The sequence below is a fragment of the Endozoicomonas sp. NE40 genome, assembly GCF_040549045.1.
Lineage (GTDB): Bacteria > Pseudomonadota > Gammaproteobacteria > Pseudomonadales > Endozoicomonadaceae > Endozoicomonas_A > Endozoicomonas_A lisbonensis.
Genome location: NZ_JBEWTB010000002.1, coordinates 1,827,801 through 1,851,254 on the forward strand (window position 1 = coordinate 1,827,801; position 23,454 = coordinate 1,851,254).

Consider the following 23,454-nt stretch of genomic DNA (forward strand, 5'->3'; position numbering starts at 1 on the left):
TGCAGGGAAGCAATTGTGAGCAATTCATCCGTAGGAGCCTCTTCCCAGAATGTTCCGGCGCATTTAAGCAACGCCCCCCAACCTGCTAACCCGGAAAAAACTGAAGGCACAGCCTTTGGCAGAAAGACCAGCAGGACAAACAATAAAGAAAGAAAGCTTAAAGGATTAAAAAACAAGCGCGCTGCAAGAAGCCAATCCAGAAAATTATCGAACTATAACGTCAGCAAAAGCCAGCCCAGGCCTCAGGTAAACCTGACACAGGTACACGCCCAGCCCGGTCTGAATATATGGACTAACAACCCCAAAGCAATCACCGTTACACCTTATCAGGGGCCTCCTATCAACCTTCAGAACCTGGGAAAAATGGGTAACGTCGTTGTTTTACCTCCGGGAAACTGGCAAATCAGTTCTTCAGGGCAGGTCACCCCCTTTGTATTACCCTTTCCCAGCCCTCTTGGGCAAAACCCACCCGGGCAGATGGTTCAGCAGTTTACCGGGCACCCCCGGACACCAACACAGGCAAAAACAGCAGCTCCCGTTGCTTCAGCCTATAAAAATCACGGTCTGAGAAAGTTGATCAATCAGTCCCGGGTGTCTGAACGTTTCCATGATGTTCAGCAAAGCTCAGACAAGCTCAGACAAAAAGCCGCCAGCGTTATCGACGCCTTCCAGAAAGGCACCAGCCGTCACAGTCAGGCCAGTGCCAGCCTGAAATCAAAACATCTGGTCCAGATCGCGTCAGTGCTGGACCAGCATAAAAGTGAACAGGCGAAGTCCATGCCAACCACCGCAGAGGACATCAAAGCCCGGGCTCAAAGCCAGATTGACAGTCTGGAAGAGGGTATGCAGGTGATTGCAGAAATATCCAATTCCGGTCGGGCGTATTACTCACAGGAAGATTTTTCAGCCCTGCAAACCTTAAGCAGGGAGATGGATGCCGAGAGAGCGTTGCTGGTTCAGGTCATGGATGATCCAAAAAGCGCTTTGACAGAGGGCAAACTCAGCTGGGGAGAAGTCACTGAACTGAAACGTCTGGGCTATCCACTAAACCCTGATCTGGCCAGCGAGTTCAGCACTCTGACCGACGCTGATCTGTTGAAACCGGCAGAACCCTTTGGCGCAGGCAAACATCACAGTGTGCAAAAACTGACATTTCCCGGTGTCAGTGATAACGACCCGCCCAGAGACTACCTCTTTAAAGCCGATGACGCCAAAGACAACAGCCGATATGAGCATGTGGTAGGAAAGGATAAATACCTGGATAAATCCCGCCCCCGTTTTGCAGGCCGAAACCTTGCCGCACAAAAGTTGCAGGATGCTCTTGACCTGAGGCTGTTACCCGCCATGACCCTGACGACCCATAACGGTAAAATGGGTTTGATGATGACAAAGGCACAGGGGGTTCAGCCATTCAATAATGAAACCGGGAAGCCGGAAAATATTGCCTACGATTCCCTCGAAAAGCCTACCGTTTCAGCCAACCTCCAGAAAAACCTGACCGATGCCCAATGGCTGGATTGCCTGACTGGTCAGCAGGACCGTCACAGCAGCAACCTGTTTATTGACCCGGATACCGGTGGTGTGACATTGATTGACAATGATCAGGCATTTTATCCGGGACTGCGTGAAGTCACCGACCCTGAACCTGACCGAAAAATTGGTGACTGGCCCCTGCCCTGGCCGGGCAAGCCGGAACTGATTGGCCGGGAAACCTTTGAGAAACTGGAAGCGCTTGATGAAGGCCGTATCAGGCAGGATCTGGAGCCACTTCTGGATAAAAAAGAGATTGAATCTACCCTGTTTCGCCTGAATGACCTGAAACAACATGCCCAAAAACTGGCTGACGAAGGTAAAGTGGTGGACGACTGGTTAACCTGGAGAAGCCCGACAACAGAAGATGGCAAAGGGGGGCAGCGTGTTGCCGACTTCCTGCATTCAACCGGAAAGCCACAGTCGTATTTTAATGCACTGTCGCAACAGGCCGAACAGCTTTACACCCGACCTGATCCACAATTCACACGATCCGTATAGGTAGGCATCATGAATTCCAACAAAGCGCTGCAACCACTTAATCAGGCAAGACAGACGATGCTCGAAGCAGGATTACCCATTCCTCCTGTACCCAGAAACCTGTCTGACCAGTTGCAGTGTCCGGACGATGCCCGGTATTTTACCACCCGTGACAATATCCCCGGCCCATGGAACCTGAGCTGGTTTCTTAATGAGGTTGAACAGAAGACACCTGATCATTATCTGGTCTTTGGTATCGATGGTTATGGTGTGGAGTCAGCTGCTACGCATTACTATCTGGTTGAAAATGATTTTGCCATTTTCCACCAGAGCAATCTGCCAACACCTTCTCACCCTGGCCTGGAAGCGGACCTGGCTGATCAGTACGAACTGATCGCCATCATGGCAGTTGCCGCTTCGGAAGCCAGGGAGAAAGGCAAACTGCCTGAAAACAGCCGCATCGTTGTGGTTCGTCCGGCAGGAATGCCCTCTTCGTGGGGAATCCAGCCAGCACCTGGTCAGCCTGTCCAGTGGCAGGAAACCAGTAATGCCCTGCTTGATGTGTGTGACTGGCTAAAGGCGTCCGTGGAAGAATGATCTCCCTGACAAGTTAACTCTGACCGGTTAACTCTGACCGGTTAAAAGTCATTTGGAATTCAGAGGTGGCATTGGAAAGGAACGTACATTGCCACTTTTAGCTTCAGTGACTTTGGCCGTCCCTTCTTTTTCTACTTCATCGATTCGAATAATCGATGTCAGCGGAATATAACTGCGTTTTACACCTTCAAAGGTGTTCTTCAGTTTCTCTTCGCTGGGATCAACCAGCAGCTGGCTGCGTTCACCAAAAGCAAACTCTTCTACTTCAATAAAGCCCCAGAGTTCACTCTGAAATATCTGGCGGGCATACACTTCAAAGACTTCGCCTTCGTTTTGAAAAATAACTCGAAAGACCTGTGTTTTCGACATTGATGATTAAAACCTTTTTGATCGCTTCCACCGGTTTGCCTGCTTTCGGCAAGGGTGACTGAATAACGCGGCAAGCATAACACACTCATCTTCCGGTTTGATCTGTGGAAAACAGCGGCCTGATACAGTTTTGATACATCTTGGTAGCTGACCGACAAACTCTGTCTGTACCTGCTGTTTATAATGGCGTCAGAAATGAATACCGCAATGTTTCACCTCAGGCTTTAGCCCCATGACCCTTATAAAGACCAGCCTCATAGTATTAGCCAGCCTTTCACTCATACCCGGTGCTTTTGCCAGTGGCGGCGGTCAGGGAGGGGGACGGGAAAATAATGCCCATAGCGGGGTAAATCGAGTGGTGGTTGACGTTCAAACCGTTCAGGCACAAACCTGGCAGGAGCAGCTGACTGCGCTGGGCAGCGTTTATGCACGAAACCAGATCACCCTGACCAGTCAGGTGGCGGGTTCCATTAACAAAATCAATTTCACTGACAGTCAGACGGTCCCGGCGGGTTATCCCCTGATTGAAATTGACAGCCGTTTTGAACAGGCGAAACTGCACGAAGCCAAAGCTAAACTTTCAGATGATCAGCGTCGCTTAAATGAGATGCAATTGCTGGAAGCTAAAAAAGCAGTGTCTCTCTCAGAACTTCAGGCTCAGGAGGCACTGGTGGAGCAATCCAGCGCAGCGGTTGACGCTGCCGAGACCACTCTGTCTTTTTATACACTGGAAGCACCTTTTGGCGGCGTTTTAGGTTTAAGCGACCTCAGCCCGGGTCAGTACGTGAGAGCAGGAGACAGTCTGGTCACTTTAACAAATCTGGAGTACCTGTACGTTGACCTGAATTTTCCTGACAAATACCTCAGTCAGATCGACAAAGGTATGACCGTAGACCTTCAATTTGAAGCCTGGCCTGACCTCCACTTTTCAGCAACAGTTTCCAGCCTTGACCCTGTCGTCAACATTCAAAGCCGTAATTTTAAAGTTCGTACAGAACTGGATAACTCTGAGGGCCTGCTTCGCCCCGGTCTGCTGGCGCAGGCTTCTCTTTCATTAGCCCCGGAAAGTGTAATCACCATCCCTACCAGCAGCATCTTTTACCGGGGAGCCCAGGCTTTCGTTTATCTTGTCGTTAACAACAAAGCGATTGAACAGGCCGTCAACACACTGCAGGTTGTGGGCGATAAAACCTACATCAGCTCAGGGCTGACAGCGGGTGATGAAATTATTACGGCAGGCATCAGCAAAGTCAGTAACGGCATCATTGTGACGCCCTCCTCTGCTATGAACAAAAACCATCAACAGTTTGCCCAACAAAATGGTGCATCCATCCAGAACAGTGAGGTTCTGACTCAATGATTTTATCAGACCTTGCCATTAAGCGACCGGTTGTCGCCTGCGTTATTAATCTGCTATTGATTGTCTTCGGCATACTGGCTTTTAACAGCCTGCCCCTGCGTGAATACCCGGACGTTTCCGCACCCGTTGTTTCTGTCGCCGCCGACTACGATGGAGCCTCGGCAGACATTATGGAATCACGGGTTGCCAAGGTTATCGAAGACCAGCTGTCCGGTATCCGTGGTGTAAGATCAATAGATTCCATGAGTTCCGATGGACGCACCCGAATCAGTATTGAATTTGAAAATGACCGGGACATTGAAGCGGCTGCCAACGACGTGCGCGATGCCGTCTCCAGAGCCAAACGACGGTTGCCAGAGAATATGGACGAACCGACGGTATCAAAAAGCGACTCCGACGGCGATGGCGTTATCAGCTTTACAGTGTCATCAGACCGCATGTCGCCGGTTGACCTGAGTGATTACATTAACCGTCAGTTGCTTGATCCCCTGAGCCTGATTGATGGTGTCAGCTCCGTTGAGTTATGGGGTTATAACAAGCTGGCATTACTGGTAAAGCTGGACCCGGTTGCCATGGCCAGTCGCAATGTGACCGTAACCGATATTGAAAAAGCGCTACGGACAGAAAACCTGGAAGCCGCGGCAGGCAGTCTGACCGACCCTGCCCGGAATTACACTTTGCGGTTACAGCGCAGCTATCAGACCGTTGCCGACTACCAGAACCTGGTTATTCGCAGAAACAGCGATGGCTCCATGCTCTATCTGTCCGATATTGCCAGGGTAGAAACAGGCTCTGAAAACGAAGACCAGACATTCCGGTTGAATAACCGCAGCATGGTCATGCTCGAATTTCTGAAACAGTCCGAAGCCAATACGCTGAACGTGGTTGAAGCAGTTAAGGAGGAAGTTGAACGACTGAAGCCGTTTTTGCCAGAGGGCATGGAAATGAAACCACTGTCTGACAGCTCTGTCTTTATTAAAAGCGCTATCAGCGAAGTGTATACGACCCTGGGCATTACCTCGGTGCTGGTTATTCTGGTGATCTACATTTTCCTCGGAAGCACCCGGGCCACCCTGATTCCTGCGGTCAGTGTGCCGATCTCACTGATTGCCACATTTGCTGTGCTGCTGTTGTTCGATTACTCCATCAACCTGATCACCCTGCTGGCGCTGGTTCTGTCGGTTGGCCTGCTGGTTGATGACTCAATTGTTGTACTGGAAAACATCCACAGTCGTATAGAAAAAGGAGAGTCTCCCATAGTGGCTGCATACCGGGGTACCCGGGAAGTCGGTATGGCAGTGGTCGCTACCACCATGGTGCTGGTCGCGGTATTTATGCCAATTACCCTGTTGACCGGTACAGCGGGCATGCTGTTCAAGGAATACGCTGTCACTCTGGCAGCCAGTGTATTCCTTTCCAGTATCGTTGCCCTGACTATGGGGCCGGTACTGGGCAGTCGTGTCCTGAAACTGAATGTTCAGCAGGGGCCTTTCACCCGCTTTGTTGAAAGGCAGTTTAACCGTCTTGAAAACGGCTACCGTCGGTTATTGAACTTCACCCTGAAACATAACTGGATTGCGGTTGTAGCTGTTATTTTAAGCCTTGGCTTTATGAGTTATACCTACCAGCAACTGCCGCAGTCGTTTGTTTCCAGAGAAGATCAGGGGCGTCTGTTTGTACGCCTGACAGCTTCCGAAGGTGCCAGTTATCATGCCCTTGAGCCTTTGATTGATGAAGTCGAACAGCGCATGGAGCCCCTCACCAACCCTGATGGACCCATTCAGTCCATGGGGATTCGGGCTCCGGCACGAAATCAGAACGAGATGTTTCTGATCATCGACCTGAAACCCTGGGATGAACGGGATGTAACGGTGTTTGATGTCGGCAACCAGATACGCCGCCTTCTACAGCCTGTCGCAGAGCTGAGGGTTTCCCCGATTGTGCCATCCAGCTTTGGTACCCGCGCTCGTCAGCCGGTTCAGGTGGTGATTGGTGGTGGTTCCTACGAGATTGTGCAGGAGTGGGTTGAGCTGCTGAAAGAAAAAGCCTCAGAAAATCCGGGACTCCGGGAACTGGAAACGGATTACAACGAAACCACTCCCCGTATGAACGTTACCATCAACCAGGCTTACGCCCATGAACTTGGGATTCCGGTTTCCGATGTTTCAGCCGCCCTGGAAACCGTGCTGGCTGGCAGAAACATCACCACCTTTATTCAGAACGGTGAAGAATACGACGTCAACGTTCGGGCGCCAAAGGATGATTTTAACGCCATATCCGACCTTGCCCGTATACATCTGCGCTCTGCCAGTGGCGAACTGGTGCGCCTCGACACGCTGATTGACGTCACTATCGAGGGGCAGCCCCGGCAGCTCAACCACTACAACCGTCGCAAGAGTATTACGCTGTCTGCCGACCTGGTAGGCGATTATTCTCTGGGCGAAGCGCTGGCTTATATCGAACAGCTGGTGATTGATGAACTGCCCGATGAAGCCACAATCGACTATAAAGGCGAGTCGATGGAATATAAGCGTTCCAGCAGCTCCATGACCATGACGTTTATCCTGGCTCTCGTGGTCGTTTATCTGGTGCTGGCGGCACAGTTTGAGAGCTTTGTGCACCCCATGGTGATCATGATGACCGTGCCACTGGCACTCACCGGGGCCATGGGCGGCATGTTGTGGGCTGGCCTGTCACTGGACATCTATACCCAGATCTCGCTGATCATGCTGATCGGGCTTGCCACTAAAAACGGCATCCTGATTGTCGAATTCATTAACCAGCTGCGCGACCGGAAGGTGGCTTTTGAAGACGCGATCATTCAGGGTTCTGTTGCCCGTCTGCGCCCGATTCTGATGACCGCCATTACCACGCTGGCTGGCTCGGTTCCGCTGATACTGGCCAGTGGCGCCGGTTATGAGTCCCGTACATCCATCGGTATTGTGATTTTCAGCGGCGTACTGGTTGCCACCTTTATGACCCTGTTTGTCGCACCGGGACTGTATCGTCTGGTAGCTGCCAGAACCGGTTCTCCCAAGGATATGGAACATAAACTGGAAGCGGCTCTGGAGAACTGCCCTGCCCATTAATCCTGACTTTACGTAACCGGATATACCGGGACAGCCACAACAATACAAGGCCGAGCGTGTTGTGGCTGTCCCGGCATCCGGGGGCGTAATGCTGCCCTGCCTTCTTATCAGTCACAGCCTGTATATCAGAGTGTATTTACTGCACCCAAGATCAGAAATATTGCTCACTACCCTCCCCGTCAGCCAAAGGCTATAATGTGCCGTTTTTGAACAGATAGTAGACAGCCTTCAGGGCTTGGCTATCTTTATCAGGCTGCCCTTCGCCGGAAGGTGAAAACAGCCACGAACCAGCAGACAGGAATCCGGTTTTGTCGTCTGAAATGACCAAAAAGCTATACATCAAGACCCACGGTTGCCAGATGAACGAGTACGACTCTGCCCGTATGGCAGACCTGCTCGGAGAAACCCATACTCTGGAACTGACCGACAACCCAGAAGAAGCCGACGTACTGCTGGTCAACACCTGTTCCGTCCGTGAAAAGGCGCAGGAAAAATTGTTCCACCAGCTCGGCCGCTGGAAACACCTGAAAGAAAAGAACCCTGATCTGGTGATTGGCGTTGGTGGCTGTGTTGCCAGTCAGGAAGGCGAGGAAATCCGCAAGCGGGCGCACTACGTTGATGTGGTGTTTGGCCCACAGACCCTGCATCGCCTGCCGGAAATGATTGATGCCACCAAACAGGACCATATCCCGGTTGTGGACGTCACTTTTCCTGAAATCGAGAAGTTTGACCGCCTGCCCGAGCCAAGCGTTGACGGCCCTACAGCCTTTGTTTCCATCATGGAAGGCTGCAGCAAATACTGCACCTACTGCATTGTGCCATACACCCGGGGGCCGGAAGTCAGCCGACCAATGGATGACGTACTGGCGGAATGTGTCGGTCTGGCAGAGAAAGGGGTGCGAGAGATCAACCTTCTGGGTCAGAACGTTAACGCCTACCGTGGTGAAAAAGACGATGGTTCTATTTGCGATCTGGCAGAGCTGATCACCATCGTTGCCGCCATCGACGGCATCGACCGTATCCGTTTTACCACTTCTCACCCGCTGGAGTTCTCCGACAGCCTGATCGACGTTTATGGCGAAGTGCCAGAACTGGTCAGTCACCTGCACCTGCCGGTTCAGAGCGGTTCCAACCGTATCCTGAAGCTGATGGAGCGCGAGCACGAAACCAGCATCTATCTGGACAAGGTTCGCCGTATTCGTGAGCATCGCCCGAGCATGAGCATGTCGTCCGACTTTATTGTTGGCTTCCCGGGTGAAACCGATGAAGACTTCCAGGACACCATGGACCTGATTGCCGAAGTGGGCTTCGACGCTTCCTTCAGCTTTATCTACAGCAAGCGTCCGGGTACTCCGGCGTCGGATATGCCAGACGACGTAACGGCAGAAACCAAAAAGCAGCGCCTGCATATTCTGCAGGATCGTCTGAACCAGCAAACCATGCAGATCAGCCGCCGGATGGTGGGTTCTACCCAGAAAATTCTGGTAACCGGTTACTCCAAAAAAGATCCGGGCGAACTGATGGGGCGCACCGAGTGCAACCGTATTGTTAACTTCAAGTTTGACGACCCACGCCTGATCGGGCATTTTGCCAACGTTGAAGTAACCGATGCCTTTGCTCACTCCATGCGTGGCAGGATTGTCAGCTCCGAGTTGGATTAATACACCAGCCAAAAAATTCGACTTGTAGGTTGGGTGTCGCTACGCTCGACCCAACCTACGCCAAATTAAGTCTGACTATTCGCAGCTACCCCGGCCCCTTCTAAAATCTGTATAAAAATCCTGTAAAATAGAGTCAATATCCCGGTTATGATCTACCCAACCTTCAGACCGCGGTATATGCTTAACCCTAATAATCGCAGTAAGAGCTGAATCCCCGACTTGAACGCCAAAACTCAAAACACTTCCAACACTCTGGCAGAAAGCCACTGTCAGTTTATCCTTGAACCCGATGACAGCCAGCGCTTTGCCGAGCTTTGCGGTCAGTTCAACCAGAACCTGAAACAGATCGAACAACGCCTTCACGTTAAAGTTCGCAACCGTGGTAACAAGTTTTCCGTGTCAGGTCGTGCAGACTCGATCAAGGCAGCCCAGGAAATTCTCAAGCGGCTGTATAGGGAAACCGGCAAAGAACATCCGCTGACACCAGAAACCGTACACCTGTTCCTGCAGGAGTCTGCCGTTGAATACATTGCGGCGCCTGAAGGCAATGATGACGTTGTTTCCCTGCGTACCCGAAAAGGGCTGATTACGCCCCGGGGACCTAACCAGCAGAACTACGTTAAATCCATTCTTCAGCACGATATCAACTTTGGTATTGGCCCTGCGGGTACCGGTAAGACTTACCTTGCCGTTGCGGCAGCGGTTCAGGCGCTTGAAGATGAACAGATCCGTCGCATCCTGCTGGTTCGTCCTGCGGTAGAAGCAGGCGAGAAACTGGGTTTCCTGCCCGGTGATCTGTCCCAGAAAATCGACCCTTATCTGCGCCCTCTTTACGACGCCCTGTATGAAATGCTGGGATTTGAACGGGTCGACAAACTGATCGAAAAGAATGTGATTGAGGTCGCCCCCCTGGCCTACATGCGCGGTCGAACCCTGAATAACTCGTTCATTATTCTTGATGAATCCCAGAACACCACTTCAGAACAGATGAAGATGTTCCTTACCCGTATCGGCTTCGGCTCAACCGCTGTCATTACCGGTGACGTCACCCAGGTTGACCTGCCGCGCGGCACCCGCTCAGGTCTGCTCAGCGCCATTGATGTGCTGAAAGACGTAGACGGCATGGGTTTTACCTGGTTCTCTTCCAAAGACGTGGTACGTCATCCTCTGGTTCAGCGCATCGTTCAGGCTTACGACGCATTTGATCAGAAGCAGGAACAGGAACAGCAAAAGCGCCGTGAAGAACGCAAGGCTCTGCACGAACAACGTCAGCAGCAGGCGCAGGCACAAACTGAGGCAAGCACCCCATCATGAGCGCCAGCGTGTTTATCGATATCCAGATTGCCAGCGACAGTCAGTTACTACCCAGTGAACAGGACTTCCAGCACTGGGCAGAAGCTGCCGTCGGCTCACATCGGGACGAGGCGGAAATCAGCCTGCGTATCGTGGATACCGAAGAAGGGGCAGAGCTGAACCAGCAGTGGCGACAGAAACAGGGACCCACTAACGTGCTGTCATTCCCGTCTGAACTGCCACCCGAACTGGAGCTGCCTTTGCTGGGCGATCTGGTGGTCTGCGCTCCGGTGGTTGAACGGGAAGCCGGCGAACAGAACAAAAGCCTGCAGGCACACTGGGCGCACATGATTGTGCATGGCACACTGCACCTGCTGGGCTATGACCATATAGACGACAGTGAAGCAGAAGCAATGGAAGCCCTGGAAACTAAGATAGTAAAAAGCCTTGGCTTCCCTGACCCTTACGCAGAAACCGTTTAACGGACGGCACTCTGTCGGGGTATAGTTGCTACACGACAGATGCCGGACAGAAGCGGGGAACATTCTCCGCTTCTGACCATGAAGATGGTACAACTGTTTTTTTAACAGGCACACTTAAAGAAAAGGTAATGAACGACGAAACCCCAACGGGCGAAGAACCCTCACCATCGTGGATGGATAAACTGTCTGGCATTTTCAGTCAGGACCCGAAAAACAGAAGTGAATTGCTGTCAATCCTGAACGAAGCAGGCAGCAGGGGCATCATAGACACCGAAGCCCTGAGCATTATTGAAGGGGCTGTTCAGGTGGCCGACATGCAGGTACGGGAAATCATGATTCCCCGCTCCCAGATGGTCTGCGTGGAAGAAGATCAGGAACCCCGGGATTTCCTGCCTAAGATTATCGAATCAGCCCACTCCCGCTTCCCGGTGATCGGGGACACCAAGGATGAAATCATTGGCATTCTGCTGGCAAAAGACCTGCTGCCACTGATCCTGCATCATAATCGCTTCAATATTAAAGACCATCTTCGCCCTGCCACGTTTATACCAGAAAGCAAGCGCCTCAACGTTCTTCTGAAAGAGTTCCGGACAAACCGCAACCACATGGCGATTGTGATTGATGAGTTTGGTGGCGTCGCCGGGCTGGTGACCATTGAAGACGTTCTGGAACAGATTGTCGGCGACATTGAAGATGAGCACGATGTTGAGGAAGACAGCTTTATCAAGCCCGTCGAAGAAAGTGCCAATACCTTTATCGTTAAGGCGCTGACCCCCATCGACGACTTTAATGAGCATTTCAATGCCAAATTCAGCGATGAAGAGTTCGATACCATCGGCGGGATTGTTATGCAGGAGTTTGGACACATGCCCAAGCGTAACGAATACGTGGAAATTTCCGGTTTTCGGTTTGATGTGCTTAACTCCGACGGTCGCCGCATTCGATTACTGCGGGTGACTGACACTCACGAATAACTCTCGCGACTGACAGGTCGATGATATTGAAGAATAAACTGCCCGGACACCTGATGGCAGCGCTTGCCGGTGTCCTCTTCACATTTGCTTTCAGCCCTTATGATTACTGGCCGCTGCTACTGCTGGCCAGTGGCTGTATTTTCTTTCTTACCCAGAAGGAAGCACTGCGCCCTGCCCTGATTCGCGGATCACTGTTTGGCGTCGGTCTATTCGGAGCTGGCACTTCATGGGTTTATGTCAGCATCCATCAGTTCGGTTCAGCTCCTGTTCCCCTTGCCATCCTGCTGACTCTGCTATTCACCCTGTTCCTGACCAGCATATTTATTACCCCTCTGTTTTTTGCTTATGTGAAACTCAGGGATCGCTATAACGTTGTAAAAACCTGGCAGCGGGCATTGCTGTTTGCCGGTGTCTGGGTACTGTTTGAATGGTTCAGAACCTGGTTTCTTACCGGTTTCCCCTGGCTGTTACAGGGCTATGCCCTTCTGGATACACCATTCCAGAGCTGGGCGCCGGTGGTCGGAGTCTATGGCCTGAGCCTGTTACTGATAACAACGGCCTGCCTGTTGACCTCTGTTCTTATCGACAAATGCCGTCTTTCTGCCGGACAGGTGATTGCTCTGGTGACCGTCGCCGCTGTCTGGCTGATCAGCCTTCCTCTGAACCAGATAACATGGACCACCCGAACCGGTAAGCTGAGCTTCAGCGCCATTCAGGGCAATATTCCCCAGAGCCTGAAATGGGAGCCGGGCTATCTGGAAGATACCATCAGAACCTATTTCAAATTGACCGAAAAAGAGTGGGGACGGGATCTGGTGATATGGCCGGAAAATGCCCTGCCCATTTTCTACAGCAGTGTCCGTTCTGTGATGCAGCAGATTGATCGTCAGGCTAACGACAGTGGAAGTACGTTTATCACCGGTATTCCAATGGACGATAACAGTACCGGCGAACTCCGCTACTACAACTCCATTATTGCCTCAGGGGTAGGCGATGGACGGTACTATAAGCAGAAGCTGGTGCCTTTTGGCGAATACGTACCTCTGGAATCAATGCTAAGAGGGCTGATTGATTTCTTTGACCTGCCCATGAGTGCGTTCTCCAAAGGCGCACACAATCAGGCACTGCTGGAAGTTCCCGAAGCCACCATCGCACCCTATATCTGCTACGAAGTCGTGTACCCGGACTTTGCGGCAGAACAGGCCAGAGACAGCGGTCTGTTAATCACGATCAGTAACGACACCTGGTTTGGCCGTTCCATTGGCCCCTTGCAGCATTACCAGATTGCCCGTATGCGTTCACTTGAAACAGGACGCTATATGATTCGCGCCACCAATGATGGCAAGACCGCCCTGATTGATGACCGCGGGCAAACCGTTAAAAGTATTGAACGTTTCAAGACGGGTGTTTTGCGTGGTGAAGTTCCGGTCATGAAAGGCGTCACCCCCTTTATGCGCTTTGGGTCATCCCCGGTATTGCTATTAAGCCTGCTGATGATTGTTCTGGTTGCTCGCCGGGGCCGTCGCAAGGCATAAACTCTTTTTAAGACGACCTCTTGGCAGGAGCATTTTCAATGCTCCTGCCTATCTCCTCACCCTCTCCCCTGCCGATATAGCTCATTGCAACTATTCTCATTGGAAACGTTCTAAAGCTGTTTAAACAATGAGAATACCAACTCACCCTATTGCCAGAATTTGTCGTTACTGCGCACTGGTCACCATCACAGGGCTTTGCACCATTATGAGCACATCAGCCAACTCAACCGATGTCAGGATCGAAACAGACAGCCTGGGAGAAGTCGCTGTTCCCGTTGATGCATTATATGGTGCGCAAACCCAGCGGGCAGTCGATAACTTTCCGGTCAGCGGCCAATCCCTGCCCGAAGCGTTTATCACCGCCATTGCCCGCATCAAAAAAGCCGCAGCGTCTGCGAACCTGTCGCTGGGCTTACTCTCAAATGATAAGGCAGAGTCCATCACCCAAGCGGCGAACCAGATCATTACAGCCGAATACCCAGGTTCTTTTCACAGCCAGTTCCCCATTGATGTGTACCAGACAGGTTCCGGCACCAGCACCAACATGAACGTCAATGAAGTCATCAGCCACCTTGCCAGACACAACGGTACAACACCGGTCAGCCCAAACGACGATGTGAACCTTGGCCAGAGCAGCAATGATGTGATTCCTTCAGCCATTCATGTGGCTTCTGCCCTGCTTGTGGAACACCAGCTTCTGCCTGCGGTTTCACATCTGATCAGAACCCTTGAAGGACGGATCAAAGACATTGGTTCAATTGTCAAAACCGGGCGCACTCACACCATGGATGCCATGCCGGTCACCTTTGCCCAGGAAATGGGTGGCTGGCAGGCATTGCTGCAGCAGGATCAGGAGCGTCTGAAAGCCACGCAAAAACGTCTGTTACAACTGACACTGGGTGGCACAGCGGTAGGTTCCGGCACCAATACTCACCCCCTCTATTCACAGGCAGTCTGCGATGCCCTTGGGCAAGACACCGGCTTACGGTTCACACCCGCCCCGAACTTCTTCGCAGCCCAGAGTGTTCCTGCTACCGCTCTGGAACTGTCTGCAGGCCTGCGGGGATTAGCGGTCAGTCTGATGAAGATTGCCAATGACTTGCGCTGGATGAACAGTGGCCCGCTGGCAGGCATTGGTGAAATTGAACTGCCTGCACTGCAACCGGGTTCCAGTATTATGCCCGGCAAGATCAATCCGGTGATTTCAGAGTCCGTCACCATGGTGGCAGCCCAGATAATCGGGCTGGATACCGCAGTGGCTATTGCCGCCCAGTCCGGCAACTTTGAACTGAATGTCATGTTGCCACTGGTGGCAAATAACCTTGTGCAATCCATTACGCTGGCCAGCCATGTCAGCTCAATTCTGGCAGACAAGGCCATCAAGGGGTTCAGGGTACGGGAGGCGAACATTAACGCATCCCTTGACCGCAACCCGGTTCTGGTGACCGCCCTGAATCCGATCATTGGTTATATGAAAGCAGCGGAGATTGCCAAACAGGCTTACCGGGAACAACGCTCTATTCTGGACGTTGCAAAAGAGAAAACCGACCTTTCAGAACAGGAGCTGAGGAAGATTCTTGACCCTGCCCAGCTCACTAAAGGGGGCATTAATAAGAAATAATGTCAGTCAATTATCGATATGAAGCCGGTCACTGAGCCAGTACCAGACCAGCCCCAGATATTCGTGCAGGGCCAGTTCACTCGTTCTCAGGTTGCGTATCTGAGGCAGCCAGTATCGGAGTTTTTTCCATGGAACCTCTGACCATGTGAATATGGTCGGCGCAGGAATCACCTCAAACCCCATCTTCTGATAGCTTAAAACAGACCTGGGCATGTGCCAGCTGTGAGTCACCAGAATAATGCGAAGGTTTTCCTTGCCCAGATCCCTGCTCAGCATGTCATAACTGTAAAGGGCATTCTGCCAGGTGGTCAGGCTTTGCTTTTCCTGCCAGCGAGCGTTGATGCCATAATCCTTGCGCAAGGTTTCTGCCATGGTTTCAGCTTCTGACCGTTCGCCGCCACCACTGATCAGCAAAGGCACACCACACTGACGATGCACTGTTGCGCCATAGCGAATTCGCTCCAGAGACAGGGCGGTTGGTTGAAAACCCTCGTATTCTGGTGTTGAACGGGGGTATCCGCCTCCCAGAATCACAATGGCATCAGCCTCCTGACAGGACCCGGTATCCAGAGCTTCATACCACTCAAGCCCCTTACTGAGAATCGTTGCAACCGGCGATGTCGACAACCCGTAGAGAACAAACAGTGCCAGCCAGGGCAACCATCCCAGTGTTGTTTTAAAGATCAGTCCCACGACAATCATCCATATCAGCAAAACCGGTGGCAACAGGCTTTGCTTTAAACACCATCGCATTACAGGTTTCATAAAATTCCGGAAGTTATTTACCGGTTTAGATTAACACCGCGACAGCCTGTAAGCACAACCCGCTAACCATTTGCGAGAATATCGGACATACGTACCATCTTTAAATATGAGTCAATCGCCTTCATAACAATTCCCCATTAACCAGAAGCCATCCCCCACTCAAAGTTCACTGCCCCCGGGCAGTTAGCCTGATGCGATGGTACAGAATGAGTAATTGATTCATGACCGAAAAAGAAAAGATGATTGCAGGGCTGGGCTACTTTCCATCGGACCCTAAGGACCCTGAGCTGCGCGAGGAAAGAAAAGCCGCCAAGGCGCTCTGTCACCGTTATAACCTGCTGGCTCCCCATGAAGCTGAGCAGAAAACCGAACTGTTAAAAAGCCTTTTAGGGCAGGTACAGGAAGCGAATATTGAACCAAGCTTCCACTGCGACTACGGCTATAACATTTATCTGGGCGAGAACTTTTATTCCAATCACAATCTGGTCATTCTCGATGTTTGTCCAGTAATTATTGGCGACAATGTGATGTTTGGCCCAAACGTCACCATCACTTCAGCCGGTCACCCTATCGATGCAGAAACCCGCAATTCCGGTCTGGAGTTTGGTAAAAAAATCAACATTGGCAACAATGTCTGGCTTGGTGCCAATGTGACGGTCAATCCGGGTGTCACCATTGGTGATAATGTTGTGATTGGCTCTGGCAGTGTTGTCACTAAAGATATTCCTGCCAACACGGTGGCAGCCGGTGTTCCCTGCAAAGTGATACGGAATATTGAACAGTCGCAGGCAGCCTGAACGAAAAGCTACTCCTGTTCTTTATCGAGAATACGATGTCGTTCCTGCAGAACGACATCATTCATTAGCTGCTTCAGCCAGCTTAATACCGGGTGAGCGCTGTCACTTTTGCGCCAGGCCAGACTGATCGAAAAATCACCTACTGCAACAGGAGGCTCACAGTGATGCAAAGGCTGTTGCGAGTCATCAATATACGACAGCGTTTCAGGAACGACCGATAACAGCCTGGCGCCTTTCAGCAGGTTCAGCAACGAAATAAATCTTGAGCAGCCCAGAGACACTTTCCGGCTTAGCCCCTGTTGGGCGAGAATGCTATCAACGTTGCCACTCAGTTCGCCTTCCGGTGTCACCAGTGCATGGGGAATATCAAGGTAATCCTGCAAAGACAACGGCAGGGGCTTCTGCAGCACACGGTTATCAAACAGGCAGACATGCTTCTCAATGTACACATCCTGTACCTCCAGCTCGTCCATGGCTTCCGGCCAGTGACCCAGTGCCATATCCAGCTTTCCGGCTTTGAGCAGATCGGCTGCATTACCACGATTCACGGTGACAAAGCTGACCTGAGCCTGAGGTGCATCAGCCAGTATGCGTTCAAACAGCGCTCTGGCATAAACCAGTTCGCAGTAGTCGTTTAAACCGATTCGAACAGCCCCCTCCCACGTAGCAGGCGTAAATGCCGACTGATCCAGTACCCGATCCCGGATCACACTCAGCACTTCATGGACTGCCAGATACAACTCATCGGCTTTACGAGTTGGCCGCATTTGCTGACCCTGTCGTTCAAGCAGCACATCATCAAACAGTTTGCGCAAGCGCCCCAGAGTATGACTCATGGCAGACTGCCCAAGATACAGACGTTCAGCCGCTTTACTGACACTCTGTTCCTGGTACAGGGTTTCAAAAGCAGTCAGCAGGTTCAGGTCCACACGGGATAAATCAATACGATTCATGACTTGGATTTAAACAATTAATTAGATTAATCAAAGTAGACCTTTTTAAAATGTTTAGCTTCAAATGACAACCTCAAATGACAAGATGTCTGATCACCCCATGCTGAAAAATTGTTTTGAAGTGTTTATCCGTTTTCTGACCCTGGGCTGCTATGCCTTTGGAGGACCGACGGCACACATAGGTTATTTCCACCGGGAATTCGTTGAAAAACGACAATGGTTAAGTGAGCAGGAATACGCTGATACGGTTGCCCTTTGTCAGATGCTGCCGGGACCCGCGAGCAGTCAGGTGGGTATCAGCATTGGTTTTGACCGCGCAGGATTGCCGGGTGCATTGGCGGCCTTTACAGGCTTCACACTGCCTTCAGCCATTCTCATGGTTTTGCTGGCAATGGGTTACAGTGAAATTTCCGGGCTTTCCTCCGCCATGGGTATTTTGCACGGTGTCAAACTGTTTGCGGTGGCCGTAGTAACCGATGCATTGATTAAAATGGGCAAGTCTCTCTGCCCTGACCGCCCACGGGTCACCATGGCAATCATTACCGCCGGTCTGATGTTAATGATGCCTGGCGTCGCCATGCAGATGGCCGTCATTATCGCTGGTGCGATAGCCGGTTATGTGATTTACAACCAGAGTACCGGCACAAATCCACTGCCCGAAGTGAAGGGACGCAAGCGTATAGCCTTTGCTGCAGCCGCTTTGTTTGTAGCAGGCATTCTTGTCATTCCGGTTCTCGCCGCACAGTCTGATAATGCCGCTTTGCAGTTGTTTGACAGTTTCTATCGCTCTGGCGCCCTGGTGTTTGGCGGTGGTCATGTGGTTCTGCCCATGCTTCAGGCTGAACTGGTACACGACGCTGGAATAACAGCTGACGCGTTTCTGGTGGGATACAGTGCTGCCCAGGCCGTACCGGGGCCAATGTTTACTCTGGCACCTTTTCTGGGTGGTGTTTTTGGTGGCAGCTTTAACCTGAGTTACGCCCTTGTGGCCCTGGTGGCCATGTTCGCACCGTCCTTTTTGTTGCTGGCTGCCGCCTGGCCATTCTGGAACCGCCTGAAGGCGATGCCAAAACTTCGTTCTGCCATCAATGGTATCAATGCCGTGGTCACGGGTCTGCTACTGGCCGCGTTGTATGACCCGGTAATTACACTGGCGATTAAAGGTGCGGAAGATGTTGCACTGGCGTTGCTGGCCTACCTGTTACTGGCTGTCTGGAAGCTGCCGATTGCCCTGATGGTACCGCTCTATGCAGGCATTGGTTTCGTTCTGCTTTGATGGGATACGTCCGGAGTGCAGCCTTATGGCTACCACTCCGGCCGGAAGGTTAACCAAACAAGCGATTAAGACCATTCTTAATGGTACCAGCGATAGCGCCTGCTTGCTCTTTGCCTCTGAACTGTATATTTTCTTTTTGTTTTTGAGCTTCAAGCCAGGCTCGCTTGCATGGTGAATCAGAGACCCCTTTACGAAGGTCGTAGATCCCCTGATTAGCCTGGTGTTTTGTCTCTCTGCCAAGCTTCGCAATGCTCTCCCATTGCTTGCAAAGAAATTCACTAAGAGGCTTGAATGGCTTCGATAGTTTTTCAAGCAAATTGTCCAGAATATTCATCAGCCCATACTTTTGTTCAACGCTGCGATTAAAAGCCGTCGTCTCTCTGTTTCTGGGGGACTTTGCAGCATCATTCGTCATACGTGCCTGAATTAATTGCTGTGTTGTCGCACTGAAGCGACCCGGATTGAGTTCTCTCATTACCTGTACCTCCTTGTTCAGTAACTGGATTGACATAAAGAAGCTTCTTACATTTTTTAGTCTAGATAATGGTCACCCTCCTTACTATTGAAAACGTTAGCAGTCCTAACCTGCTGGTTACCTGTACTCAGGCTGGTTCTGATTGTTTATCGAGTAATTGTTTATCGAATCATTTTTTACGAATTATTATCATTTACCTATTGTCTATCTGCTTTAGGGATTCGAGTATTTGCTTTTGTATGTTAGCCTTCACAACTCGCAATAACCCACTGAAATTTTTGATTTCCTGTTTAACGGCTGAATCGATTCGAATAACGTTGCGTTTACTGCGTACATAACATCACAGACTATCGCAGTACACTCTAAACATGCGCATAATTTATTAAACGGATAACCCGATGAGAAAACCTTTTCACCTAATGGCCAAACCCACCAGCTATCAGTGTAATCTCGACTGTGATTACTGCTTTTATCTGGAAAAAGAAGTCTTCTTTAACAAACGGGCCGAGAATAAAGGAAAGGAAAAGATCACTCACATGAGTGATGAGGTGTTGCGCAACTACACCAAACAATACATTGCCTCACAGGACACCCCTGTTGTTGATTTCACCTGGCAGGGCGGGGAGCCTACCACCGCTGGCCTGGATTTCTTCAAGCGTGCCATCGCATACCAGAAAAAATTTGCCGGTGACAAGCAGATTACCAACAGCCTGCAAACCAATGGCGTACTGTTGAACGACGAATGGTGTGCATTCCTGAAAGAGCACAACTTCCTGGTAGGTCTTTCGATTGACGGTCCTGAGGAACTGCACGACCATTATCGAGTATCACAGGGTGGTAAACCCACTTTCAAACGTGTTGCCAAAGCCATTGAGTGCATGAAAAAACACGGAGTGGAGTTCAATACACTCACGGTAGTGAACAACGTTAACGTTGAGCATCCGTTGAAAGTTTATAACTTCCTGAAAGAGATCGGCTCAACCTTTACCCAGTTCATTCCGGTCATTGAGCAGATGGAAGTGGGTGTTGAAAACCCAATGCTGATCTTCCCAAAATCTAAAAGCGAAAAACAGCTGATGCCTTTCTCTGTAGACCCGGAAAAATTTGGTGATTTCATGATCACCATCTTTAACGAATGGGTTCGCAAAGACGTTGGCAAGATCTATGTACAAATGTTTGACAATGCCCTGGCCACCTGGATTGGTCAGCCTGCCAACCTGTGTATTTTCCGCGAAGAGTGTGGTTCAGCCCTGGTGGTTGAGCGTAATGGCGATATTTATTCCTGTGACCATTACGTGTACCCGGAATACAAGCTGGGTAATATTTCAGACAAAAATGTTCACAAAGTAGCCACTCAAAAAGCTCAGGATAAGTTTGGTAAAGACAAGTCTAACGTTGGCGAAATTTGTGAAAAATGTGAATACCGTTTCGCCTGTAATGGCGGCTGTCCAAAGCATCGCATTCACCCGAATGCTGACGGTACCAGCCAGAGCCATCTGTGTCCTGCCTATAAAAAGATTTTTAAACACATGGACCCTTATATGAAATATATGGCGAATGAGCTGCAAAATCGCCGACCTCCTGCGTATGTAATGTATGCTGCCGATCGAATTGCTGCGGAAAACGCCCGTTGATCAGAATATCCCTGATGATTCTCTAATGGTAACAGGGCGCTTAGTTTAATCATTAAGCGCCCATTGAAACGTTAAACATCTCCTGCCCCTCCCACTCTTTCGCTTTGTTTCTTACTGTAAACTTTTCTAAAAAAACCTTTACTTACCTTTATGCGGGAGTAGCATCATTAAGTACGGGGGAAAGGCATATCCCTTAATTAAAGTCGAAGGAGGAGAGAATGAAACAATTCACACTGGCTCTGGCTCTGTCCACTTTAGCAATGGCCGGTTGCTCAACCACACCATCACCTCAACAATTAGCCAGCGAAGGCAACTGGGAACAACTCGGTCAAATGGACGGGAGTAAAGGTCTTACTGAACGTTCCAATTCTGAACTGTCTGAATTACATAAACTGGATAGCCAGAACTTTGATCTTTATAAACAGGGATATGCCACCGGCATTGCTGAATTCTGTACTCCTGAGACGGGTTATTTCCTGGGACTGTCCGGCTTGAGTTACGGAGGGCAGTGTGCTCGCTTTGACCATGAAAACGAATATATTCAGAGCTGGGAAGACGGTCTGTTTGAGTATGATAATGCTCGCTGGGATCAGGAGATTCAGTATTATGATTACGAAACTTTTTATGGCGGTGTTCAGTGAGTTTATCTGAATTTATCAGTTAACGATTATAAAAATAAAAATAATTCTGTAAAAATGCCGCTGACAAAGCGGCATTTATTTATTAATCACGGCTGACTTACGAATTATTCAGATTCATCTCGTTTTGCAGAAACACCCGGAGTCAGGCGGGCAAACAAAATACCCATTTCAAACAGTAACCACATCGGTCCCGCAAGCAACGTTTGTGAAATCACATCCGGTGGCGTTAACAACATCCCCAGAACAAAACACCCAACAATGATATAGGGGCGTTTCTTTGCCAGAGAATCAACATCCGATACACCAGACCAGATTAATAACACCGTAGCAACAGGAATTTCAAAAGCCAGGCCAAAAGCAAAAAACAGCTTCAAAATAAAATTCAGATAGCTGTTAATGTCTGTCATCACCGCAACGCTTTCCGGACCAATACTCGTAAAGAAACCAAATACCAGCGGAAAAACCACAAAATAGGCAAACGCCATTCCGGCGTAAAACAACAGGACACTGGCTACCAGCAGCGGTATCGCCAGACGCTTTTCATGTTTATACAACCCCGGTGAAATAAATGCCCAGATCTGGTGCAGAATATAGGGGATGGCAATAAACAGGGATAATACCAGTGTCAGCTTGAAGGGAGCCAGGAACGGCGATGCGACATCAGTCGCAATCATGCTCGTACCTTCAGGCAGGTATACCCGCAACGGCTGTGAAATAAACTCGTAGATATCGCTGGAAAAATAAAACAATCCGGCAAACAAAATAAATATAACCACTGTGCTGCGAATAATACGGGTTCTCAGCTCCAGCAGGTGCTGGATCAGTGGCTGTTCCTTGTCGCCGGCACTTGCACTTGAAGTCATAATTCGTTTCCTGGTTGACACTTAACCGGAAGCACGCAGATCATTTCTTAACCGACGAGCTTTCAGTCTCTGTTGTCTTGTTATCACGCTGCTGGCTGAGAGAGTGGTCGAACTCACTGACCTCTCCCTGAAGCCGGGACGACATAGTTTTCAGACTGTCCCCTGCTTCAGAAGCCTGCTGCTTTACACTCTCCAGCTGTCGCTCAATATCCTTGAAATGCAAATCCTGTTTGATTTCTTCAATATTGAGTTCGCTTTCCACGGTCTCCCGGACATTACGTGCAGTCTGCTTCAGGTAATGCAGCCAGCGGGCAACTGTACGGATTGCCTGCGGAAGCCTCTCCGGCCCCAGAACAACCAGCCCCAGAAGAACAATGATCAGCATCTCGGCAAAGCCAATATCAAACACCGGACATTACCTCAGGGTTTGTCGTGTGGGATTTCCTTACCGGAAGCATGGCCTTCAGTTTTTTCGTCTGCCATCGCGTCCTTAAACCCTTTAACCGCACCACCCAGATCACTTCCCAGTGTCTTCAGCTTTTTGGTGCCGAACAACATCACGACAATCAACAGAATAATCACCAGTTGCCAGATACTGATTCCACCCAGACCCATAACTCTCTCCTGAAAAATAACGAATCCAACGAAGCATACTGGACAGAACAACTGCAGAACAATCAGTAGTCTCAGCTAGCCGTTAGAAACAATACAAACAGCCATGAGCGGAAAATGCGGCTCACCGCTGAACATGAAAATAAATACAGAGCCTGTGAGGGCTGCATTTTCATAATAAATAGTGGATGACAGATTCTTAACCATCTCCCGCCAAAAACAACAGGAATCCGTATTCTCCTGACCATAATGCCATGGTTTTATTGACCCTGATCAACTTGTACGGCTCGGAGTTTCCAGAAAGAGGCCATGCCATTGCACTTTCTTGTTCGATCTTGTGCAAAGGTTTTCTAAACTTTGATGCACAGCAAGATGCCAGACGACCAGTCTGGCACAATAGTTAGAGATAATGGCTACAAATAATAGCAACCGGATAAGCTGACTGAT

Annotated in this window: 21 protein-coding genes; 14 read left to right on the plus strand and 7 right to left on the minus strand. The window is 50.2% G+C overall.

The features are described from left to right. Positions 1-15 precede the first annotated feature (15 nt). Together V5J35_RS09195 and V5J35_RS09200 are read left to right on the plus strand one after the other, a co-directional pair. Positions 16-2,031 (plus strand): hypothetical protein, encoded by a 2,016-nt coding sequence (locus V5J35_RS09195; RefSeq protein ID WP_354010967.1) that lies wholly within the window; start codon positions 16-18, stop codon positions 2,029-2,031. A 9-nt stretch (positions 2,032-2,040) separates the two neighbouring features. Next, entirely contained in the window at positions 2,041-2,607 is a 567-nt protein-coding gene (locus tag V5J35_RS09200; protein WP_354010968.1) for a hypothetical protein, read from the plus strand. A gap of 48 nt (positions 2,608-2,655) precedes the next feature. Here V5J35_RS09200 and V5J35_RS09205 read toward each other — a convergent pair whose 3' ends face one another. After that, a complete protein-coding gene (locus tag V5J35_RS09205; protein ID WP_262595493.1) occupies positions 2,656-2,976 on the minus strand; it encodes a DUF1820 family protein in 321 nt (106 codons plus the stop codon). A gap of 232 nt (positions 2,977-3,208) precedes the next feature. Between V5J35_RS09205 and V5J35_RS09210 the strand changes: the two genes are divergently transcribed. From V5J35_RS09210 to V5J35_RS09245, 8 genes are all read left to right on the plus strand, one after another. Next, complete coding sequence (locus tag V5J35_RS09210) at positions 3,209-4,336, plus strand: efflux RND transporter periplasmic adaptor subunit (protein WP_354010969.1); 1,128 nt, start codon at positions 3,209-3,211, stop codon at positions 4,334-4,336. Next, positions 4,333-7,425, plus strand: coding sequence for an efflux RND transporter permease subunit (locus V5J35_RS09215; RefSeq protein WP_354010970.1), 3,093 nt, complete (start codon positions 4,333-4,335; stop codon positions 7,423-7,425). The genes V5J35_RS09210 and V5J35_RS09215 overlap by 4 nt, the downstream gene beginning before the upstream one ends. A 320-nt stretch (positions 7,426-7,745) precedes the next feature. After that, the gene (miaB, locus tag V5J35_RS09220) at positions 7,746-9,086 is read left to right on the plus strand and encodes a tRNA (N6-isopentenyl adenosine(37)-C2)-methylthiotransferase MiaB (RefSeq protein ID WP_354011385.1); all 1,341 of its coding nucleotides are present in this window, start codon (positions 7,746-7,748) and stop codon (positions 9,084-9,086) included. Between the two features lie 219 nt (positions 9,087-9,305). Then, positions 9,306-10,400 carry a PhoH family protein gene (locus tag V5J35_RS09225; protein WP_354010971.1) on the plus strand — a complete coding sequence of 365 codons (1,095 nt, stop codon included), beginning with the start codon at positions 9,306-9,308 and terminating at the stop codon, positions 10,398-10,400. Then, positions 10,397-10,861, plus strand: a complete 465-nt coding sequence (gene ybeY / locus V5J35_RS09230) for an rRNA maturation RNase YbeY (RefSeq protein WP_354010972.1) — start codon at positions 10,397-10,399, stop codon at positions 10,859-10,861. The genes V5J35_RS09225 and ybeY overlap by 4 nt, the downstream gene beginning before the upstream one ends. A gap of 128 nt (positions 10,862-10,989) precedes the next feature. Then, the gene (locus V5J35_RS09235; protein ID WP_354010973.1) at positions 10,990-11,835 is read left to right on the plus strand and encodes an HlyC/CorC family transporter; all 846 of its coding nucleotides are present in this window, start codon (positions 10,990-10,992) and stop codon (positions 11,833-11,835) included. 26 nt (positions 11,836-11,861) lie between these two features. Further along, complete coding sequence (gene lnt, locus V5J35_RS09240) at positions 11,862-13,370, plus strand: apolipoprotein N-acyltransferase (RefSeq protein WP_354010974.1); 1,509 nt, start codon at positions 11,862-11,864, stop codon at positions 13,368-13,370. A gap of 127 nt (positions 13,371-13,497) precedes the next feature. After that, positions 13,498-14,991, plus strand: a complete 1,494-nt coding sequence (locus tag V5J35_RS09245; RefSeq protein WP_354010975.1) for a class II fumarate hydratase — start codon at positions 13,498-13,500, stop codon at positions 14,989-14,991. Positions 14,992-14,997: 6 nt separating this feature from the next. Here the strand turns inward: V5J35_RS09245 and V5J35_RS09250 are convergent, their stop codons facing one another. Beyond that, positions 14,998-15,756 (minus strand): YdcF family protein, encoded by a 759-nt coding sequence (locus tag V5J35_RS09250; RefSeq protein ID WP_354010976.1) that lies wholly within the window; start codon positions 15,754-15,756, stop codon positions 14,998-15,000. Positions 15,757-15,977: 221 nt separating this feature from the next. On the opposite strand from V5J35_RS09250, the gene V5J35_RS09255 reads away from it, so the two are divergent. Then, positions 15,978-16,553, plus strand: a complete 576-nt coding sequence (locus V5J35_RS09255) for a sugar O-acetyltransferase (protein ID WP_354010977.1) — start codon at positions 15,978-15,980, stop codon at positions 16,551-16,553. 8 nt (positions 16,554-16,561) lie between these two features. On the opposite strand, the gene V5J35_RS09260 is transcribed toward V5J35_RS09255, so the two are convergent. Next, the gene (locus V5J35_RS09260; protein WP_354010978.1) at positions 16,562-17,506 is read right to left on the minus strand and encodes a LysR family transcriptional regulator; all 945 of its coding nucleotides are present in this window, start codon (positions 17,504-17,506) and stop codon (positions 16,562-16,564) included. A 64-nt stretch (positions 17,507-17,570) separates the two neighbouring features. On the opposite strand from V5J35_RS09260, the gene chrA reads away from it, so the two are divergent. Then, positions 17,571-18,782, plus strand: coding sequence for a chromate efflux transporter (gene chrA, locus V5J35_RS09265; RefSeq protein ID WP_354010979.1), 1,212 nt, complete (start codon positions 17,571-17,573; stop codon positions 18,780-18,782). Between the two features lie 49 nt (positions 18,783-18,831). Here chrA and V5J35_RS09270 read toward each other — a convergent pair whose 3' ends face one another. Continuing rightward, positions 18,832-19,293, minus strand: coding sequence for a hypothetical protein (locus V5J35_RS09270; RefSeq protein ID WP_354010980.1), 462 nt, complete (start codon positions 19,291-19,293; stop codon positions 18,832-18,834). Positions 19,294-19,655: 362 nt separating this feature from the next. Here V5J35_RS09270 and V5J35_RS09275 point away from each other — a divergent pair, with 362 nt between their 5' ends. Together V5J35_RS09275 and V5J35_RS09280 are read left to right on the plus strand one after the other, a co-directional pair. Continuing rightward, positions 19,656-20,891, plus strand: coding sequence for an anaerobic sulfatase maturase (locus V5J35_RS09275; protein ID WP_354010981.1), 1,236 nt, complete (start codon positions 19,656-19,658; stop codon positions 20,889-20,891). Positions 20,892-21,109: 218 nt separating this feature from the next. Next, positions 21,110-21,532: a DUF2799 domain-containing protein gene (locus V5J35_RS09280; RefSeq protein ID WP_354010982.1), complete on the plus strand. Its 423-nt coding sequence runs from the start codon at positions 21,110-21,112 to the stop codon at positions 21,530-21,532. A gap of 104 nt (positions 21,533-21,636) precedes the next feature. Here V5J35_RS09280 and tatC read toward each other — a convergent pair whose 3' ends face one another. Genes tatC through tatA form a run of 3 tightly spaced genes read right to left on the minus strand, consistent with a single transcriptional unit; the run spans position 21,637 to position 23,010 of the window. Further along, positions 21,637-22,395: a twin-arginine translocase subunit TatC gene (gene tatC / locus V5J35_RS09285; protein ID WP_354010983.1), complete on the minus strand. Its 759-nt coding sequence runs from the start codon at positions 22,393-22,395 to the stop codon at positions 21,637-21,639. A 40-nt stretch (positions 22,396-22,435) separates the two neighbouring features. Then, positions 22,436-22,804, minus strand: a complete 369-nt coding sequence (gene tatB, locus V5J35_RS09290) for a Sec-independent protein translocase protein TatB (protein WP_354010984.1) — start codon at positions 22,802-22,804, stop codon at positions 22,436-22,438. An 11-nt stretch (positions 22,805-22,815) separates the two neighbouring features. Beyond that, positions 22,816-23,010 (minus strand): Sec-independent protein translocase subunit TatA, encoded by a 195-nt coding sequence (gene tatA / locus V5J35_RS09295; protein WP_354010985.1) that lies wholly within the window; start codon positions 23,008-23,010, stop codon positions 22,816-22,818. Between the last annotated feature and the right edge of the window lie 444 nt (positions 23,011-23,454).

Coding starts and splice junctions, on each gene's coding strand:
- V5J35_RS09235 (WP_354010973.1), top strand. CDS start 10,990: ATGAACGACGAAACCCCAACGGGCGAAGAACCCTCACCATCGTGGATG.
- miaB (WP_354011385.1), top strand. CDS start 7,746: ATGACCAAAAAGCTATACATCAAGACCCACGGTTGCCAGATGAACGAG.
- V5J35_RS09280 (WP_354010982.1), top strand. CDS start 21,110: ATGAAACAATTCACACTGGCTCTGGCTCTGTCCACTTTAGCAATGGCC.
- V5J35_RS09270 (WP_354010980.1), bottom strand. CDS start 19,293: ATGTCAATCCAGTTACTGAACAAGGAGGTACAGGTAATGAGAGAACTC.
- V5J35_RS09210 (WP_354010969.1), top strand. CDS start 3,209: ATGACCCTTATAAAGACCAGCCTCATAGTATTAGCCAGCCTTTCACTC.
- V5J35_RS09275 (WP_354010981.1), top strand. CDS start 19,656: ATGAGAAAACCTTTTCACCTAATGGCCAAACCCACCAGCTATCAGTGT.
- chrA (WP_354010979.1), top strand. CDS start 17,571: ATGACAACCTCAAATGACAAGATGTCTGATCACCCCATGCTGAAAAAT.
- V5J35_RS09200 (WP_354010968.1), top strand. CDS start 2,041: ATGAATTCCAACAAAGCGCTGCAACCACTTAATCAGGCAAGACAGACG.
- V5J35_RS09245 (WP_354010975.1), top strand. CDS start 13,498: ATGAGAATACCAACTCACCCTATTGCCAGAATTTGTCGTTACTGCGCA.
- V5J35_RS09255 (WP_354010977.1), top strand. CDS start 15,978: ATGACCGAAAAAGAAAAGATGATTGCAGGGCTGGGCTACTTTCCATCG.
- tatA (WP_354010985.1), bottom strand. CDS start 23,010: ATGGGTCTGGGTGGAATCAGTATCTGGCAACTGGTGATTATTCTGTTG.
- V5J35_RS09205 (WP_262595493.1), bottom strand. CDS start 2,976: ATGTCGAAAACACAGGTCTTTCGAGTTATTTTTCAAAACGAAGGCGAA.
- V5J35_RS09250 (WP_354010976.1), bottom strand. CDS start 15,756: ATGAAACCTGTAATGCGATGGTGTTTAAAGCAAAGCCTGTTGCCACCG.
- ybeY (WP_354010972.1), top strand. CDS start 10,397: ATGAGCGCCAGCGTGTTTATCGATATCCAGATTGCCAGCGACAGTCAG.
- V5J35_RS09260 (WP_354010978.1), bottom strand. CDS start 17,506: ATGAATCGTATTGATTTATCCCGTGTGGACCTGAACCTGCTGACTGCT.
- V5J35_RS09215 (WP_354010970.1), top strand. CDS start 4,333: ATGATTTTATCAGACCTTGCCATTAAGCGACCGGTTGTCGCCTGCGTT.
- tatC (WP_354010983.1), bottom strand. CDS start 22,395: ATGACTTCAAGTGCAAGTGCCGGCGACAAGGAACAGCCACTGATCCAG.